The organism is Pseudomonas sp. DE0010 (genome assembly GCF_007680745.1).
Classification (GTDB): Bacteria; Pseudomonadota; Gammaproteobacteria; order Pseudomonadales; family Pseudomonadaceae; genus Aquipseudomonas; species Aquipseudomonas parafulva_B.
The window spans coordinates 81,889-98,505 of record NZ_VEJQ01000004.1 but is presented as its reverse complement, the minus strand read 5'-3'; the positions used below and the strand labels follow the sequence as shown (position 1 = coordinate 98,505).

Below are 16,617 nucleotides of genomic sequence, written 5' to 3'. Positions count from 1 at the left end.
GGGGCCGCTGTGCGGCCCATTCGCGGCGCAAGGCCGCTCCCACAGGATAGTGGGGCTCCTTGAAGGCAGCGCCGTTCCTGTGGGAGCGGCCTTGTGCCGCGAAACGAGGGCGAAGCCCTCGCTGGTCAGGTCAGCATTGTCAAGTTACAGCGCTGCAATCCGCGCATGCTGCTCGGTGAAGTTCGCCAACGCCTGCTCGGACTCGGCCAGCTTGGCGCGTTCCTTCTCGATGACGGCAGGCGGTGCCTTGTCGACGAACGCGGCGTTGGACAGCTTGCCGCCCACGCGCGCCACCTCGCCTTGCAGGCGCTGGATTTCCTTGTTCAGGCGGGCCAGTTCGGCATTTTTGTCGATCAGCCCGGCCATCGGTACCAGCACCTGCAGGTCGCCCACCAACGCCGTGGCGGACAATGGCGCCTCGTCGTTGTCGCCCAGCACGGTGAACGATTCGACCTTGGCCAATTTCTTGAGCAAGGCTTCGTTTTCCTGCAGGCGACGCTGGTCGTCGGCGCTGGCGTTCTTCAGGAACAGCGGCAGGGGCTTGCCGGGGCCGATGTTCATTTCGGCGCGAATGTTGCGCAAGCCGACCATCAGCTCCTTGAGCCACTCGATGTCGCCCTCGGCAGCCACGTCGATGCGTGCATCATTGGCCTGGGGCCAGGGCTGCAGCATGATGGTCTTGCCTTCGACGCCGGCCAGGGGCGCGATGCGCTGCCAGATCTCTTCGGTGATGAACGGCATGAACGGGTGGGCCAGGCGCAATGCCACTTCCAGCACGCGAACCAAGGTACGGCGCGTACCACGGGCGCGCTCCACAGGGGCCTGCTCGTCCCACAACACAGGCTTGGAAAGCTCCAGGTACCAGTCGCAGTACTGGTTCCAGATGAATTCGTACAGCGCCTGGCTGGCCAGGTCGAAGCGGAACTGCTCAAGCTGACGGGTCACTTCGGCTTCGGTGCGCTGCAGCTGCGAGATGATCCAGCGGTCGGCCAGCGACAGCTCGTAGGCTTCGCCGTTCTGGCCGCAGTCCTCACCCTTGTCCAGCACGTAGCGGGCGGCGTTCCAGATCTTGTTGCAGAAGTTGCGGTAGCCTTCGACGCGGCCCATGTCGAACTTGATGTCGCGACCGGTCGAGGCCAAGGAGCAGAACGTGAAGCGCAGGGCGTCGGTGCCGTAGCTGGCAATGCCCTCGGGGAACTCGGCCTTGGTCTGCTTGGCGATCTTCTCGGCCAGCTTGGGCTGCATCATGCCGCTGGTGCGTTTTTCCAGCAGGGCATCGAGGGTGATGCCGTCGACGATATCCAGCGGGTCCAGCACGTTGCCCTTGGACTTGGACATCTTCTGGCCCTGGCCGTCACGCACCAGGCCGTGCACGTACACGGTCTTGAACGGAACCTGGGGCGTGCCATCCTCGTTCTTGATCAGGTGCATGGTCAACATGATCATGCGCGCAACCCAGAAGAAGATGATGTCGAACCCGGTCACCAGTACATCGGTGGAGTGGAATTTCTTGAGGAACTCGGTTTGCTCCGGCCAGCCCAGGGTCGAGAAGGTCCACAGGCCCGAGCTGAACCAGGTATCGAGTACGTCGTCATCCTGGCGCAGGTTCACGTCCGCGCCGAGGCCGTGCTTGCTGCGCACTTCCTCTTCGTTGCGCCCGACGTAGACCCGGCCCGCCTCGTCGTACCAGGCCGGGATGCGATGGCCCCACCACAGCTGACGGCTGATGCACCAGTCCTGGATGTCGCGCATCCAGGAGAAGTACATGTTCTCGTACTGCTTGGGCACGAACTGGATACGACCATCTTCGACCGCAGCAATGGCAGGCTCGGCCAGTGGCTTGGTGGAAACGTACCACTGGTCGGTCAGCCACGGTTCGATGATGGTGCCCGAGCGGTCACCCTTGGGCACTTTCAAGGCATGGTCGTCGATGCCGACCAGCAGGCCCTGGGCTTCCAGGTCAGCAACGATCTGCTTGCGTGCAACGAAGCGATCGAGGCCGGCGTACTGGGACGGCAGGGCGGTGTCTACCTGGTCATTGAGCGAACCATCGAGGTTGAACGCCTGGGCCGCTGGCAGTACCACGGCATTCTTGTCGAAAATGTTCAGCAGCGGCAGATTGTGACGCTTGCCGACTTCATAGTCGTTGAAGTCGTGGGCCGGGGTGATCTTGACGCAACCGGTGCCGAACTCAGGGTCGCAGTAGTCATCGGCGATGATGGGGATGCGACGGCCAACCAGCGGCAACTCGACGAACTTGCCGATCAGGGCCTGGTAGCGTTCGTCGGTGGGGTTAACCGCGACGGCAGCGTCACCCAGCAGGGTTTCCGGACGCGTGGTGGCGACCACCAGGTAATCCAGCCCCTCGGCGGTGGTGGCACCGTCGGCCAGCGGGTAGCGCAGGTTCCACAGGTGGCCTTTCTCGTCGTGGCTTTCCACTTCCAGGTCGGAAATGGCGGTGTGCAGCTTGGTGTCCCAGTTGACCAGGCGCTTGCCCCGGTAGATCAGGCCGTCTTCGTGCAGGCGCACGAACGCTTCCTTGACCGCTTCGGACAGGCCATCGTCCATGGTGAAGCGCTCGCGGCTCCAGTCCACGGAGGAGCCAAGGCGACGAATCTGCCGGCTGATGTTGCCGCCCGACTGGTCCTTCCACTCCCAGATTTTTTCCAGGAACTGTTCGCGGCCCAGGTCATGACGGTTCAGGCCCTTGGCTTCGAGCTGGCGCTCGACCAGCATCTGCGTGGCGATGCCCGCGTGGTCGGTACCCGGCTGCCAGAGGGTGTCGCGACCCTGCATGCGACGGAAGCGGATCAGGGCGTCCATGATCGCGTTGTTGAAGCCATGACCCATGTGCAGGCTGCCGGTCACGTTCGGCGGCGGGATCATGATGGTGTAGGACTCGCCTGCACCTTGTGGGGCGAAATAGTTCTCGGCTTCCCAGGTGTTGTACCAGGAAGTTTCGATGGCGTGCGGCTGGTAGGTCTTATCCATGCGCGGCGGGACCCTGTGCATTTATTCGGGAAAGCCGGGAAGTATAACCAAGCCGAAGGGCGCAGGCGACAAGCGGCTGCTGGGTGGGCAAGCGGACTTCATCGCAGTTGGCGTTAGCGATTGGCGCGTAGGAGCGGCCTCGCCGGGGCGCCGGACCGGCCGCGATGGGCCGCGAAGCGGCCCCAGTATTTGAATCACAACATATAAAATGGGGCCGCTGCGCGGCCCATCGCGGCCGGTCCGGCGCCCCGGCGAGGCCGCTCCTGCCAGAGGGGCGTAGCTTGCAGGGGTTGTAAAGACCAGGGCTCAGCAGCCCCTTCACTCCGAACGCTTGATCAACCGCTCGATGCGCGCATCGAGGCGACGCTTGATCTCGTTTTCGATGTGCGGGGTAAAGTCGTTGATCACATCCTGCATGATCATCTGCGCTGCAGCGCGCAGTTCGCTTTCAAGGTGCAGCAGGGTGTCCTGGCGACGTGCTTGCGGGTCATCAAGGGGGTTGTCGCTGGCAGCCGGGTCGGCAGCGCTGTCAACGGGCGAAGGCGCCTGTTCCACCGTGTCGGTGAGCAAAGGCGGTTGCAGGTCGGCATCGCCAAGCAGTTGGCGAATCGACTCGAGGTCGTCGAGCAGGTGGGTGGAGCCGGGCAGGGGAGCGTGCTTGTCCATCGTTATCAAAATCGCTGTAAGCGGTGGTCTTGCAGAGCATAGCCTTGTTCACGGTAGAAACGGAATCGCTCACGCGCCGATTGGCGGATGGCGGCCTCTTCAACCACGATCTCGGCAACCCGCTCGAACTGGCTGACAAAACCGGGAACATTGGCGCCCAGGTTGATCAACAAGTCCTGGTGCCCCTGTGCATGATCCCCGACACCAAGCGCCACGCGCGCATCGGCGTGGTCTTCGGCCAGGTCATGGGGCACGAAGGCTTCGCCCCTGAATGCCCACAAACGCTTGTCCAAGGCGGCACGCTGATCGTTATCCTGGCAATGCAGGTAGACGCGATGGCCCAGCCGCCAGGCTTTGTCGCACAGCTTGCAGGCGAAATCCAGGCGCGCCTCCAGCGAATCGGTGGGCAGTATGTAGAAGTCGACTTTGCTCATGTGGGTTCCGTTGGCCAGCAGTGCCCGAGGCACTGCCGGCGCTCGCCTTCAGGCGCCGGCACGGTCCAGCAGGTACTGGGTCAACAGGGGCACCGGGCGACCGGAGGCACCCTTGTCCTTGCCGCCGCTGATCCAGGCGGTACCGGCGATATCCAAGTGCGCCCAGTCATAGGCCTTGGCGAACCGCGACAGGAAGCAACCGGCAGTGATGGTGCCGGCTTTCGGCCCGCCGATGTTGCCCATGTCGGCGAACGGGCTGTCCAGTTGTTCCTGGTACTCATCGAACAGCGGCAATTGCCAGGCGCGGTCATCGGCGCGCTTGCCTGCCTCGAGCAGTTGGCTGACCAGCTCGTCGTTGTTGCCCATCAGGCCGCTGGTGTGGCTGCCCAGGGCGACGATGCAGGCGCCGGTGAGCGTGGCGATATCGATCACCGCCTGGGGCTTGAAACGCTCGGCGTAGGTGAGGGTATCGCACAGCACCAGGCGACCTTCGGCGTCGGTGTTGAGAATCTCCACGGTCTGGCCGCTCATGGTGGTGACAATATCACCAGGGCGAGTGGCGCCACCGCTGGGCATGTTCTCGGCACAGGCGAGCAGGCACACCAGGTTGATGGGCAGCTGCAGTTCCAGCACCGCACGCAGGGTACCGAACACGCTGGCTGCGCCGCACATGTCGTATTTCATCTCGTCCATGCCGGCACCGGGCTTGAGGCTGATGCCGCCGGTGTCGAAGGTGATGCCCTTGCCCACCAGCACGTAGGGCTTGTCGCCTTTCTTGCCGCCTTGGTAGTTGAGCACGATCAGACGCGGAGGTTGATCGCTGCCCTGGCCGACGGCGTAGAACGCGCCCATGCCCAGGTCCTTGATCTTCTTCTCGTCCAGCACATCGACTTTCAGGCCCTTGTGCGCCTTGCCCAGCTCCTTGGCCTGCTCGGCCAGGTAGCTTGGATGGCACAGGTTGGGAGGCAGGTTGCCCAGGTCACGGGTATAGGCCATGCCGGTGGCAATGGCACTGGCGTGGCGCACGGCGCGTTCCACGTCGGCCTGGTTGAGTTTGGTGGTGAGCAGGGTGACTTTCTTCAGCGCCCGAGGCTCGGCCTTCTGGCTTTTGAAACGATCGAATACGTACTCGCCATCGAGTAGGGTTTCACCCAGCAGGCGATATTTGCCGTAGCCTGTATCGCGGTTGCTCAGCGCAATGTCATCGAGTGCCAGAACGGCGTCGGCGCCGTTGAGGCCCTTGAGCACACCGGCAACGCTGGCCACCAGCTTGCGCCAGGTGCGATCACCCAGCGCCTCGTCCTTGCCGCTACCCACCAGCAGCACACGCTCGGCCTTCAGGCCCGCAACAGCGTGCAGCAGCAGCGTCTGGCCAGGCTTGCCGGCCAGGTCGCCACGCTTGAGCGCAGCGCTGATGGCGCCCTCGCTTGCCAGGTCCACGGCCTGGGCCACGGTGCCCAAGGCACGTTTTTCACCGACTGGGATGACCAGCGTTGCGGTCTTGACCGATGCAGCGGCTACGCTTTTTACAACCAGTTCCATCTCAGGGTCCCCGAATGATCGATACGTGTGGCGCCGTGCTGGCCGGCGCTTGGAACGCGACTGGCTGCGCGGTGGCAGGCCAGTGGAAAAGCTGCCAGTTTGAGCCTGCGGCCGGCGTGCTGACAACCCCGGCGTGCTGTGCGATGCGCGGCCAAGTGACAGGCGCGGTCAATCACAGGATAATGCGCGCACTTTATATGGAGGTTCGCCTTGGGCGAACCAGCATTGGCCTTGGATGTACTAAGTCATCGTCTGGTGCCATCGATTGGCAGTCCGTGCTGACAACCCAGGAGTGTCTGGTTTGATCGTCTTTCGTTATCTATCCCGCGAGGTCCTGGTGACCTTGAGCGCCGTCAGCGCCGTGCTGCTGGTGATCATCATGAGCGGGCGCTTCATCAAATACCTGGCCCAGGCTGCACAGGGGGTGCTCGACCCTGGCGTCCTGTTCCTGATCATGGGGTTCCGCCTGCCGGGCTTCCTGCAACTGATCCTGCCGCTGGGGTTGTTCCTGGGTATTCTGCTGGCCTATGGCCGGCTGTACCTGGAAAGCGAAATGACCGTGCTGTCGGCCACCGGCATGAGCCAGCAGCGCCTGCTGGCCATGACCATGGCGCCCGCGGCACTGGTGGCGCTGCTGGTGGCCTGGCTGAGCCTGAGCCTGGCACCCCTGGGCGTGGCCCAGGTGCAGAAGATCATCAGCCAGCAGGATGCCCTGACCGAATTCGACACTTTGGTGCCGGGCCGCTTCCAGACCCTGCGTGATGGTTCGCGGGTGACCTACACCGAGCAGCTTTCCGATGACCGGGTAAACCTGGGCGGCGTGTTCATCTCGGAAAAACGCTTCAACCAGGACAAGACCAAGGACCGCGCCCCGTCGGTGCTGGTGGCCGAGCGCGGGCACCAGGAAATCCAGGCTGACGGCAACCGTTACCTGGTGCTCGAAAACGGCTACCGCTATGACGGCAACCCAGGCCAGGCCGACTACCGCGCCATCAAGTACGACACCTATGGCGTGTTGTTGCCCAAGCCTGAAGTCAGCGAGGAGGTCACCGAGCGCGAGGCGATCCCCACCACCGATCTGTTCGGTGCCCAGGATTTGCGAGAGCGCGCCGAATTGCAATGGCGCCTGTCCCTGCCGATCCTGGTGTTCATCGTGACCCTGCTTGCCGTGCCGCTGTCGCGGGCCAACCCTCGGCAGGGGCGCTTCCTCAAGCTGCTGCCGGCCATCCTCCTGTACATGGCGTACCTGACAATGCTGATTTCCGTGCGCGGTGCACTCGAGAAGGGCAAGCTGCCCATCGCCCTTGGCATGTGGTGGGTGCATGGGCTGTTCCTGCTCATCGGCTTGGGCCTGATGTACTGGGAACCTCTTCGCCTCAAGCGCGCAGCTCGTCGTGCGGAGGTGGCCCGTGGCTAAGCTCGATCGTTATATCGGCCAGAGCGTGCTGGTGGCTATCCTGGCTGTCCTGGGCATCATCCTGGGGCTGGCCTCGCTGTTCGCCTTCATCGACGAAATGGGCGACCTGAGCGATACCTACACGGTGCTCGAAGCAGGCAAGTATGTGCTACTTACCGCGCCGCGGCGGCTGTACGACATGCTGCCGATGGCTGCGCTGATCGGCTGCCTGATCGGCCTGGGTACGCTGGCCAGCAGCAGTGAGTTGACCATCATGCGCGCCGCTGGGGTGTCGATCGGTCGTATCGTCTGGGCGGTGATGAAACCGATGCTGGTGCTGATGCTGGTTGGCCTGCTGATCGGCGAGTACGTGGCACCGGTCACCGAAAACAAAGCCCAGGCCGATCGCTCCCTGGCCCAGGGTGGCGGTGAAGCGCAAAGCTCCAAGCGTGGCATGTGGCACCGGCAGGGCGAGGAGTTCGTGCACATCAACTCCGTGCAGCCCAACGGCCTTCTGCTGGGTGTGACCCGCTACCGGTTCGACGACAAGCGCAATATCATCAGCTCCAGCTTCGCGCGCCGGGCGCGTTACGAAAACGATCACTGGCTGCTGACCGATGTGCGCACCACACTGTTCCATGGCGACCGTACTGAAGTCGTGCAAAACCCTGAAGAACAGTGGGATGTGTCGGTCACACCGCAGTTGCTCAACACGGTGGTGCTGGCGCCTGAATCGCTGTCGATCACCGGCCTGTGGGACTACATCCACTATCTGTCCGACCAAGGGCTGAACAACGCCCGCTACTGGCTGGCCTTCTGGACCAAGGTCCTGCAACCGGCCATTACGGCAGCCCTGGTACTCATGGCCATTTCGTTCATTTTCGGGCCGCTGCGATCGGTAACGCTTGGCCAGCGTGTCTTCACCGGCGTGCTGGTGGGCTTCGTGTTCCGTATTGCCCAGGACCTGCTGGGCCCATCCAGCCAGGTGTTCGGCTTCCCGCCGTTGCTTGCGGTGGTGCTGCCAGCGGGCATCTGTGCCGTGGCAGGCTTGTGGTTGTTGCGCCGCGCTGGATAAACCTGCTGCGCAGCCGCATGGCTGCGTGCTTGACCCTAGGGGCCGCTAGAGCGGCCCCTTGTGTTTCAGGGCCGCTGCCGCTTGAGTAGAGCGCTCATTTCTTCGGCTTGGGGACTCGAACCAGTTGGCTCTCGGAGTAGATGTCGTGCCAACTGCGTTTGCGCTTGTCGACCAGGGCCCAGAAGAAACCCAGCCCCAGGCATAGCCACGAGGCGATGGAAACGACAAACCGCAACAGCGCCTGCCAGAGCGTGATGGGCGAGCCATCGGCGTTCTGCACACGCACGCCCCAGACCTGCATGCCCAGTGTCTGCCCGCCATGGGTCCAGAACTTGGCGAAGAAACCGAATAGCACGAACAGCAGCACCGTGGACAGCAAAGGGTCGCCGTCCAACGCGCCTGCTTCGGTGAGTTCGCGCATACGCTGCTGGCCGATGATCGCCATCTGGACCATCTTGTAGAGACCTGCGGTGACGATCAGCAGGGCCGTGCACAGCAAGAAATCATAGAACACCGCCGCCAGGCGCCTGCCGAGGCCGACCGGAGGGAAATCACCTTGGGGAAGCAGCACAGGCTTGGACATGTAGAACAGCTCCATCACGCAAAGCCGCCATTCTACGGGCAAAAAAAAGCCCCTGCACTGAGCAGGGGCTTTTTGGGGGGTAACAAGGCTTATTCAGCTACCTGTACCTTGTCAGCCTGCATACCTTTCTGGCCTTGTACGGCTTCGAAAGTGACTTTCTGGCCTTCTTTCAGGCTCTTGAAGCCGTTGCCTTCGATGGCGCGGAAGTGCACGAACAGATCAGCACCGCTTTCTGGGGTGATGAAGCCGTAACCTTTTTCGTCATTGAACCACTTGACGGTACCGGTCTGACGCTGAGACATGGTCTTATTTCCTATGAAACTTAGGTTTGGATGACAGTTTTCTTTCGCTTTCAAACAAGCAAAAGAGTACTGGGCTGGGTTGCAGGAAAGTAAGAGACGTCGAACGGGTTGTAGCAGATTGCGGCTACTGGCCCAGGTCACGAACTGTTGCGACCCATGCAAACACAGTGCATTGACTCTACGCCAACTGCCGAGCGAAAAACAAGCCTTCCAGCAGGTGTAAAAGTGACTGTTTTATAACCCTTGGCCAAATCGCCGAAAAGTGCATGGCGCCTGGCCTGGCGCCATGTTCGCAGTGGCGCACGCAACGTTCGTAACCGAAGATACCGAACGCTGCCACGCCGTCGATGAAACTGCCTTAACCGCGATAGTAACGGGGCGGTACGAATGGCGTTTTACTGACTTTCAAGGCCACCTTCTTACCGCGCACGAGGGCATATAAAAGCGTGTCCAGGGCGGCATGTTCGGTGTCCACATACCCCATCGCCACGGGGGCGCTGAGTGTGGGCCCAAAGCCGCCACTGCAGATGGTGCCGACCGGGGTACCTTCTGCATCGACAATCTCGGCGCCTTCGCGCACAGGTGTGCGTTCCTGGGGCAGCAAACCAACCCGCTTGCGTTTTACACCCTCATGTTGCTGGCCGAAGATGGCCTGCGCGCCCGGAAAGCCCCCGGCACGGGCACCATCGGCCCGACGTGGCTTGGACATTGCCCACATCAGGTTGGCTTGCACGGGCGAGGTGTCGCCGCTCATGTCATGGCCATACAGGCACAGGCCAGCTTCCAGGCGCAACGAGTCACGGGCCCCTAGCCCGATCGGCTGGACCTCTGGCTGCTTGAGCAGCTCCCTGGCGAGCGTCTCTGCGCCCGCCACCGGCACGGAGATTTCATAACCGTCCTCCCCGGTGTAGCCCGACCGACTGACCCAGCACAGGTGGCCCAGTAACTTGACAGGGCGCACCTGCATGAACGTCATGTCCGCCACTTCATGCGCCAGACGCTGCAGGACCTCAACCGCTGCCGGCCCTTGCAAGGCGAGCAGGGCACGCTGGTCGAACAACGGCTGGACCTCGCAGCGTTGACCGATATGCCGCTGCAGGTGCGCCAGGTCCTGATCCTTGCAGGCGGCGTTCACCACCAGCAGCAGCGTTTCGTCACCCAGATTGGCGACCATCAGGTCGTCGAGGATGCCGCCGTGTTCGTTGGTGAACATGGCATAGCGCTGCATGCCAACGGGCAGGTCGATGATGTCGACCGGCACCAGCGTTTCCAGGGCACTGGCTGCGTCGCGGCCCTTGAGCAGAATCTGCCCCATGTGCGAGACGTCGAATAACCCGGCGTGTTCACGGGTGTACAGGTGCTCTTTGAGCACGCCCAGAGGGTACTGCACCGGCATGTCGTAGCCCGCGAAGGGCACCATGCGCGCACCCAGTTCCAGGTGCAGGGCATGCAGTGGGGTTTTGAGCAGTGTTTCGGACATCGATGACTCCTTGCATGGGTTTCGGTCAATGTCCCGGGACATTGACCGCCAGGCGAATGACACACTCACGATCTGGCGCTGTCAGGCGTCCTGGTAGCTTTCGATCGACGGGCAGGCACAGACCAGGTTGCGGTCGCCAAAGACGTTGTCGACCCGGCTTACAGGCGGCCAGTACTTGCTTTGTACCAGGCCAGGCAGCGGATAGACCGCTTGCTCGCGGGAGTAACCATGGGCCCATTCGCCCACCAGTTCCGCTGCGGTGTGCGGCGCGTTCTTGAGCGGGTTGTCGTCCTTGTCCAGGGTGCCGTCCTCCACCGCGCGGATTTCCTCGCGGATCTGGATCATGGCTTCGCAGAACCTGTCCAGCTCTTCCCGGGATTCGCTTTCGGTCGGCTCGATCATCAGCGTGCCTGCCACCGGGAACGACATGGTCGGGGCGTGGAAGCCGTAGTCGATCAGGCGCTTGGCCACGTCGTCGACGCTGATGCCACTGGTGTCCTTGAGCGGGCGCAGGTCCAGGATGCACTCATGGGCGACCAGGCCATTGCTGCCGGTGTACAGCACCGGGTAGTGCTCCTCCAGGCGGCGAGCGATGTAGTTGGCATTGAGGATGGCCATCTGCGAAGCCCGTTTGAGCCCCGCGCCGCCCATCATGCGAATGTACATCCAGGTGATCGGCAGGATACTGGCGCTGCCGAAGGGTGCGGCGCATACCGCGCCTTCGGCAGTGCCCAGGGAGGCATGGCCCGGCAGGAAGGGCGCCAGGTGCGATTTCACGCCGATCGGCCCTACGCCCGGCCCACCGCCGCCATGGGGAATGCAGAAGGTCTTGTGCAGGTTCAGGTGCGACACATCGCCCCCGAACTTGCCCGGCGCGCACAGGCCGACCATGGCGTTCATGTTGGCGCCGTCGATGTAAACCTGGCCGCCGTTGTCGTGGACGATGGCGCAAATCTCGCCGATCGCTTCCTCGAACACCCCATGGGTGGACGGGTAGGTGATCATCAGCGCCGCCAGGCGCTCGCGGTGCTCGATGGCCTTGGCACGCAGGTCGGCGACGTCAACGTTGCCGCGCGCGTCGCAGGCCGTGACCACCACCTGCATGCCGGCCATGTTGGCCGTTGCCGGATTGGTGCCATGGGCTGAAGAAGGGATCAGGCAGATGTCGCGATGCCCTTCGTTACGGCTGCGATGATAGGCGCGGATCGCCAGTAGGCCCGCGTACTCGCCCTGAGAACCGGCATTGGGTTGCAGCGATACGGCATCGTAGCCCGTGGCTGCGCAGAGCATGGCCTCCAACTCCGACGTCAATTGCAAGTAACCCTGGCTCTGCTGCACCGGGGCGAAGGGGTGCAGGTTGCCGAATTCTGCCCAGGTGACCGGGATCATTTCGCTGGCAGCGTTGAGCTTCATGGTGCACGAGCCCAGCGGGATCATGCTGCGGTCCAGGGCCAGGTCCTTATCGGCCAGCTTGCGCAGGTAGCGCATCAACTCCGTTTCGCTGTGATAGCGATTGAATACGGGATGTTCGAGGAACGTCGAGCGACGCAGCAAGGCCTCGGGCAGCAGTGCACCGCTGCTGGCGGCCAGCGCTTGGAAGTCAGGCTGCGTTTGACCCTCGCCAAACAGCTGCCACAGCGCCTGTACATCGGCCGGGGTGGTGGTTTCGTCCAGCGATACGCCTACATGGCCGGCATCGACCTGGCGCAGGTTGATGCCTTGGGCGCGGGCTTTCTCGTGCAGGCCGAGGGTGGCATCGCCAGTAGCCAAGGTCAGGGTGTCGAATGCAGTGTCGCTTACCACCGTCACAGCCATTGCCCGCAGGCCCTGTGCCAGGATGGCGGTCAAGCTATGGATACGTTGTGCAATGCGCTTGAGGCCTTCAGGGCCGTGATAGACGGCGAACATGCTGGCAATGTTGGCAAGCAGCACCTGGGCGGTGCAGATGTTGCTGGTGGCCTTTTCGCGGCGAATGTGCTGCTCCCGTGTCTGCATGGCCAAGCGCAGGGCCGTCTTGCCGAAGCGGTCGACTGACACGCCGACCAGGCGCCCTGGCATGTCACGCTTGAAGGCATCGCGGGTCGCGAAGTAGGCCGCATGCGGCCCGCCGAAGCCCAGGGGCACACCAAAACGCTGGGCGCTGCCGATGGCCACATCAGCCTCGAACTCGCCAGGTGGGGTCAACAGGGTCAAGGCCAGCAGGTCTGCCGCCACGGCCACCAACGCATTGGCGTGATGGAACCGCTGCACCACTTCCCGGTAATCGAAGATACCACCGGTGCTGGCGGGGTACTGCAGCAAGGCGCCGAAGAACGGGCTGGCATCATCGAGCGCCTGCTCGTCGCCTACCACCACCTCGATGCCCAAGGGCTCTGCGCGGGTACGCAGTACATCGAGGGTCTGCGGGTGGCAATGCATCGAGGCGAAGAAGCGGTTGCTGGCCTTGTTCTTCGACAGGCGCTTGCAGAACGTCATGGCTTCGGCAGCCGCCGTGGCTTCATCGAGCAGCGAAGCATTGGCGATCGGTAACCCTGTGAGGTCGCTGATCAGGGTCTGGAAATTGAGCAAGGCTTCCAGCCGGCCCTGGGAAATTTCTGGCTGGTAGGGCGTGTACGCGGTGTACCAGGCGGGGTTTTCCAGCAGATTGCGCAGGATGGGCGCGGGCGTGTGGGTGTTGTAGTAACCCTGGCCTATGTAACTTTTGAAAAGCTGGTTCTTGCTGGCGATGGCCTTCAGGACGGCGAGCGCATCCGCTTCGCTGTGCCCATCGTCCGTGCCCAGCACGCTGGTGCCCTTGATGCTGGCGGGGATGACGGCGTCGGTCATGGCCTCCAGTGAATCGAAGCCCAGGGTGGCGAGCATGGCCTGCTCGTCTTCGCTGCGTGGCCCGATGTGACGGGCAATGAACTCATTGGCAGTGCCGAGGTTGATAGTCATGGCGTGGTTCCTCAGGCGTCGTCGTTGGCGTTGAGCAGGCGGTCGTAGGCACCCTGGTCGAGCAGGGCGCTCACAGCGCTGGCGTCGGCAGGCTTGAAGCGGAAGAACCAGCCTTCGCCCAGCGGGTCCTCGTTGACCAGCTCGGGGCTATCTTCAAGCTGAGCGTTGACCTCAATCACTTCGCCGGCCAGCGGCATGTACACGCCGCTGGCAGCCTTGACCGACTCGACGGTCGACGCTTCGCTGCCTTTGTCATAGTGCTGCAGCTCCGGCAGCTGCACGAACACCACATCGCCCAGTGCATTCTGGGCATAGGCGGTGATCCCTACGGTGACGCTGCCATCGGCTTCTACACGCAGCCATTCGTGGTCGTCGGTGAAACGCAACTCGCTCATGAAAAATCCTCGTGGACCGGGTGGCACGATTAGGTTCGCGCTCTGGTGGGTTTCCAGTAAGCAATAACGTGGCCAACTGGGCATAGACCCATGAAAGCGGGGGAGGGAGTGCTGGCTCGCTGATTACCGAATAGGCTTCTGTAACGAAATCGATACGCTCAAGTCTTGGTTATTCCGTTGGGCGCCGTTCATCTCTCAGCGCGGTGTGGGAGGGGCGGTGTACCGTTTTTGATACGGTGTATTGAATTTGATACGGCTGATTTCCTGTTCCAACTTGAGAAATGGATGACGCTGCACAGCACTCGTCAAAAATTAAAGATGGTAAACAATAGCCAGAATTCCCTGACGGGGGTCAACAACGTTTTAGCAGGATCTACTTCCTGCATAACTTTAGTTGTCGGGAACTTTGACCCTCTCATTGTCCGCATGGATCGCCTGTACGGTTCACGCGTGATCCTCTACATGCCTGAGTGACAATTCAGGCGGATCGCTCATGACGACCGTCAGGCATGTTCATGATGCCTGGCTTGTTTGTAAGCTTGATTAAGGATGATGTATGACACGCAAGCGCAGGCAAGTTGAATTGCCTCCTACCTATGTGGGAGGTACACCCTCAGGGCCCAATCTTCTTCCTCCCGGCTATTCAGGGCCATTGTTTCCCGCCGACCAGTATCACCCTGGCAGTACAATAATTGAACATTTCCGGTATGTGATAAACAGTGAACCGCAGATTCTGGAAACTGTAAATGACCATGCCAGTGCAGCATTTACCCAGGCGCTGGGACGTGCGGCTCAAACCCTCGAGCATGATGTCGCTTTGGTAAAGCAGACGCTAGGGCCGCCACCCGCGTCTACCGCCGGCATGCTCGCACACGACATTGCCGCACGTAACCTGTTGATCGCGCGTAAAGTTGAAGACCGTCATGTTCAGACTGAAGTAGCAGACCGATATTTTGGATCGACGCCACTGGGCAAGACGCGAAAAGACTATATCGACGCCACCTACAGATGGTTTGAAAAAGGTGTCGTGCGAAAGGACGTTTTGCGCACGCTGATCCAGGAATCGTTCACCGCTGCCTATCAAACGCAACTGCGCGATGCCGAAATTCAAATGCTCCAGGGTCAGATCGGCGCATTGCAGCAAGCGCTTGCACAAGCCGAGGCGCAGGCGCTCGCTGACGCGCAGGCGCAGCGGATAGCCGAGGCTCAGGCACGCGCCCAGGCTGAGGCACAGGCACGTGCCGAGGCTGAAGCACGGGCACGTGCTGAGGCCCAAGCCCAGGCACGCGCTCAGGAGCAGGCCCTCAAACAAGCACAGGCCCTGGCAAAAGCAAAAGCCGAGGCCGAGGCTATTGCGCGTGAAGCCGCCGCCAAAGCCGCCGCTGAAAAAGCCCTGGCCGAGCAAACCCTCAAACAGGCCAATACCTACCCAGTGCCGCTGGCCATCTCAAAGGCACAGGCGCATCTCGGCCTGTCCGCTGGCGCTACGCCGGTTAGCCTCGCTGCTGGCGCTTCGCTTGGAGCCGCTGTACGCGGTGCCATCTCCGCGTTGAACGCCGCATCATTGGAAGCGGTTGCCACCCCGTTCCTGATCGGCATTGCCGCACTGTTGCATGCGCCCAAGCTGGGTAATGGGGAGCGCAAGTCAAAGGTGTTGCCGCTTGGCAACTATCTGCTGAGTGTGCCTCTGACCGAATTGTCGATCGAGCTTGATTCCGCCGCTCAAACGCAGGCGGTCGAGCGGGCAGTGATCGACCTGCCGTTGCGCATGGGCGAGGTGCAGACGCTGGGCGGGCCAACCGAACTGTTCGTGGCCAATACAGATGGCCAGGTGATCCCTTCGGCAGTGCCCGTATTGAAGGCCGCTTACGACGCCCAGAGCGGTCAGTACACGGTCGTCACCGAGGATGTGCCGCCCAGAACCCTGACCTGGACACCGGCGGTCGAACCGACAGACAGTTCGACAAGCCTGCCACCTGCACCGCCGTCTCCTACCCACCTCATTGGCCCCATCCTCGAACCCCTTCAAGGGCGGTTGGACACGTATCCGGACTTGCCGGACTTCGGGTTCGATGACGTTGTCATCATATTCCCCAGCGACTCCGGGCTGCCACCGCTCTACGTGATGTTCAAGAGCCGTCGAAACATGCCGGGGGTGGTGAAAGGTAAAGGACAGCTGATCACAGGCACCTTTTTGACGGCGGGGAACCGCGAGGGGGTGCCGATTCCGCAGCAAGTTGCCAGTAAATTGAGGGGTAGGAAGTTTAGCAGTTGGGCGGCGTTCAGGCGTCGCCTGTGGCAGACTATTGGAAGAAGCCCGTTATTCGAGAGCGAGTTTATGCCAGCTGAATTGTTGAGTATGCGCAGGGGGCTTGCGCCGTTGGCAGAACTTGACGAACGAGTTGGAAAAAAGATCAAATATGAAATTCACCATGTGAAACGTATTGCTGATGGCGGAGACGTGTATGACATTGACAACCTGAGAATAGTATCACCAAAATTCCATCAGTCCCTGCATAAGCGGAATCGAAACGATGCCTAAAGAAATAAGTGATTATACTGAGCGAGAATTTTTTCAATTGGTGTATGCCTTATACCACAGTGACCCTCAGTACTTCCCTAATGACAGGGAGCATACTCGTGGCGTACTTGAATTCGAACGCCTTGTCCAGCACCCCGCAAAATCAAATCTGATTTACCGCCCACACAGGGTCGGGATTGAATCCTCCCCTCAAGCGGTAGTTGACGAAGTGAAACGGTGGCGAGCTGAACAGGGGCTTCCAGGTTTCAAGCCATCCTGAATCCAAAACAGACGA

General features: G+C 61.5%; 13 protein-coding genes. 4 read left to right on the top strand and 9 right to left on the bottom strand.

The genetic code is table 11. The features are described from left to right. Nucleotides 1-144: 144 nt before the first annotated feature. The 4 genes from FS767_RS04565 to FS767_RS04550 all read right to left on the bottom strand — a co-directional run bounded on the left by FS767_RS04565 (nt 145) and on the right by FS767_RS04550 (nt 5,633). A complete protein-coding gene (locus FS767_RS04565; RefSeq protein WP_144964390.1) occupies nt 145-2,991 on the bottom strand; it encodes a valine--tRNA ligase in 2,847 nt (948 codons plus the stop codon). A 318-nt stretch (nt 2,992-3,309) separates the two neighbouring features. Further along, nucleotides 3,310-3,657 (bottom strand): hypothetical protein, encoded by a 348-nt coding sequence (locus FS767_RS04560; protein ID WP_058637516.1) that lies wholly within the window; start codon nt 3,655-3,657, stop codon nt 3,310-3,312. Between the two features lie 5 nt (nt 3,658-3,662). Further along, entirely contained in the window at nt 3,663-4,091 is a 429-nt protein-coding gene (locus tag FS767_RS04555) for a DNA polymerase III subunit chi (protein WP_144964389.1), read from the bottom strand. A gap of 48 nt (nt 4,092-4,139) precedes the next feature. Further along, complete coding sequence (locus FS767_RS04550; RefSeq protein ID WP_144964388.1) at nt 4,140-5,633, bottom strand: leucyl aminopeptidase; 1,494 nt, start codon at nt 5,631-5,633, stop codon at nt 4,140-4,142. 301 nt (nt 5,634-5,934) lie between these two features. On the opposite strand from FS767_RS04550, the gene lptF reads away from it, so the two are divergent. Both lptF and lptG read left to right on the top strand, forming a co-directional pair. Beyond that, complete coding sequence (lptF, locus tag FS767_RS04540) at nt 5,935-7,050, top strand: LPS export ABC transporter permease LptF (protein ID WP_058604428.1); 1,116 nt, start codon at nt 5,935-5,937, stop codon at nt 7,048-7,050. Continuing rightward, a complete protein-coding gene (gene lptG / locus FS767_RS04535; RefSeq protein WP_144964387.1) occupies nt 7,043-8,104 on the top strand; it encodes an LPS export ABC transporter permease LptG in 1,062 nt (353 codons plus the stop codon). The genes lptF and lptG overlap by 8 nt, the downstream gene beginning before the upstream one ends. 94 nt (nt 8,105-8,198) lie before the next feature. On the opposite strand, the gene FS767_RS04530 is transcribed toward lptG, so the two are convergent. The 5 genes from FS767_RS04530 to gcvH form a co-directional block, all read right to left on the bottom strand. Beyond that, nucleotides 8,199-8,687, bottom strand: a complete 489-nt coding sequence (locus FS767_RS04530) for an RDD family protein (protein ID WP_144964386.1) — start codon at nt 8,685-8,687, stop codon at nt 8,199-8,201. 89 nt (nt 8,688-8,776) lie between these two features. Beyond that, a complete protein-coding gene (locus FS767_RS04525; protein ID WP_144964385.1) occupies nt 8,777-8,989 on the bottom strand; it encodes a cold-shock protein in 213 nt (70 codons plus the stop codon). A gap of 358 nt (nt 8,990-9,347) precedes the next feature. Further along, complete coding sequence (gene gcvT, locus FS767_RS04520) at nt 9,348-10,469, bottom strand: glycine cleavage system aminomethyltransferase GcvT (protein ID WP_144964384.1); 1,122 nt, start codon at nt 10,467-10,469, stop codon at nt 9,348-9,350. Between the two features lie 81 nt (nt 10,470-10,550). Continuing rightward, a complete protein-coding gene (gene gcvP / locus FS767_RS04515; protein ID WP_144964383.1) occupies nt 10,551-13,406 on the bottom strand; it encodes an aminomethyl-transferring glycine dehydrogenase in 2,856 nt (951 codons plus the stop codon). Nucleotides 13,407-13,417: 11 nt separating this feature from the next. Next, nucleotides 13,418-13,801: a glycine cleavage system protein GcvH gene (gene gcvH / locus FS767_RS04510; protein WP_100852164.1), complete on the bottom strand. Its 384-nt coding sequence runs from the start codon at nt 13,799-13,801 to the stop codon at nt 13,418-13,420. A 556-nt stretch (nt 13,802-14,357) separates the two neighbouring features. On the opposite strand from gcvH, the gene FS767_RS04505 reads away from it, so the two are divergent. Further along, on the top strand, nt 14,358-16,343 hold the full coding sequence (locus tag FS767_RS04505; RefSeq protein WP_144964382.1) for an S-type pyocin domain-containing protein: 1,986 nt from the start codon (nt 14,358-14,360) through the stop codon (nt 16,341-16,343). Next, on the top strand, nt 16,336-16,602 hold the full coding sequence (locus tag FS767_RS04500; protein WP_144964381.1) for a bacteriocin immunity protein: 267 nt from the start codon (nt 16,336-16,338) through the stop codon (nt 16,600-16,602). Before FS767_RS04505 ends, FS767_RS04500 begins: the two co-directional genes overlap by 8 nt. Nucleotides 16,603-16,617 lie beyond the last annotated feature (15 nt).

Bases quoted from the DNA above. Each gene is read 5' to 3' on its own strand.
- FS767_RS04525 (WP_144964385.1), bottom strand. From the start codon at position 8,989: ATGTCTCAGCGTCAGACCGGTACCGTCAAGTGGTTCAATGACGAAAAA.
- FS767_RS04530 (WP_144964386.1), bottom strand. From the start codon at position 8,687: ATGTCCAAGCCTGTGCTGCTTCCCCAAGGTGATTTCCCTCCGGTCGGC.
- FS767_RS04560 (WP_058637516.1), bottom strand. From the start codon at position 3,657: ATGGACAAGCACGCTCCCCTGCCCGGCTCCACCCACCTGCTCGACGAC.
- gcvT (WP_144964384.1), bottom strand. From the start codon at position 10,469: ATGTCCGAAACACTGCTCAAAACCCCACTGCATGCCCTGCACCTGGAA.
- gcvH (WP_100852164.1), bottom strand. From the start codon at position 13,801: ATGAGCGAGTTGCGTTTCACCGACGACCACGAATGGCTGCGTGTAGAA.
- FS767_RS04565 (WP_144964390.1), bottom strand. From the start codon at position 2,991: ATGGATAAGACCTACCAGCCGCACGCCATCGAAACTTCCTGGTACAAC.
- FS767_RS04550 (WP_144964388.1), bottom strand. From the start codon at position 5,633: ATGGAACTGGTTGTAAAAAGCGTAGCCGCTGCATCGGTCAAGACCGCA.
- FS767_RS04500 (WP_144964381.1), top strand. From the start codon at position 16,336: ATGCCTAAAGAAATAAGTGATTATACTGAGCGAGAATTTTTTCAATTG.
- FS767_RS04505 (WP_144964382.1), top strand. From the start codon at position 14,358: ATGACACGCAAGCGCAGGCAAGTTGAATTGCCTCCTACCTATGTGGGA.
- FS767_RS04555 (WP_144964389.1), bottom strand. From the start codon at position 4,091: ATGAGCAAAGTCGACTTCTACATACTGCCCACCGATTCGCTGGAGGCG.
- gcvP (WP_144964383.1), bottom strand. From the start codon at position 13,406: ATGACTATCAACCTCGGCACTGCCAATGAGTTCATTGCCCGTCACATC.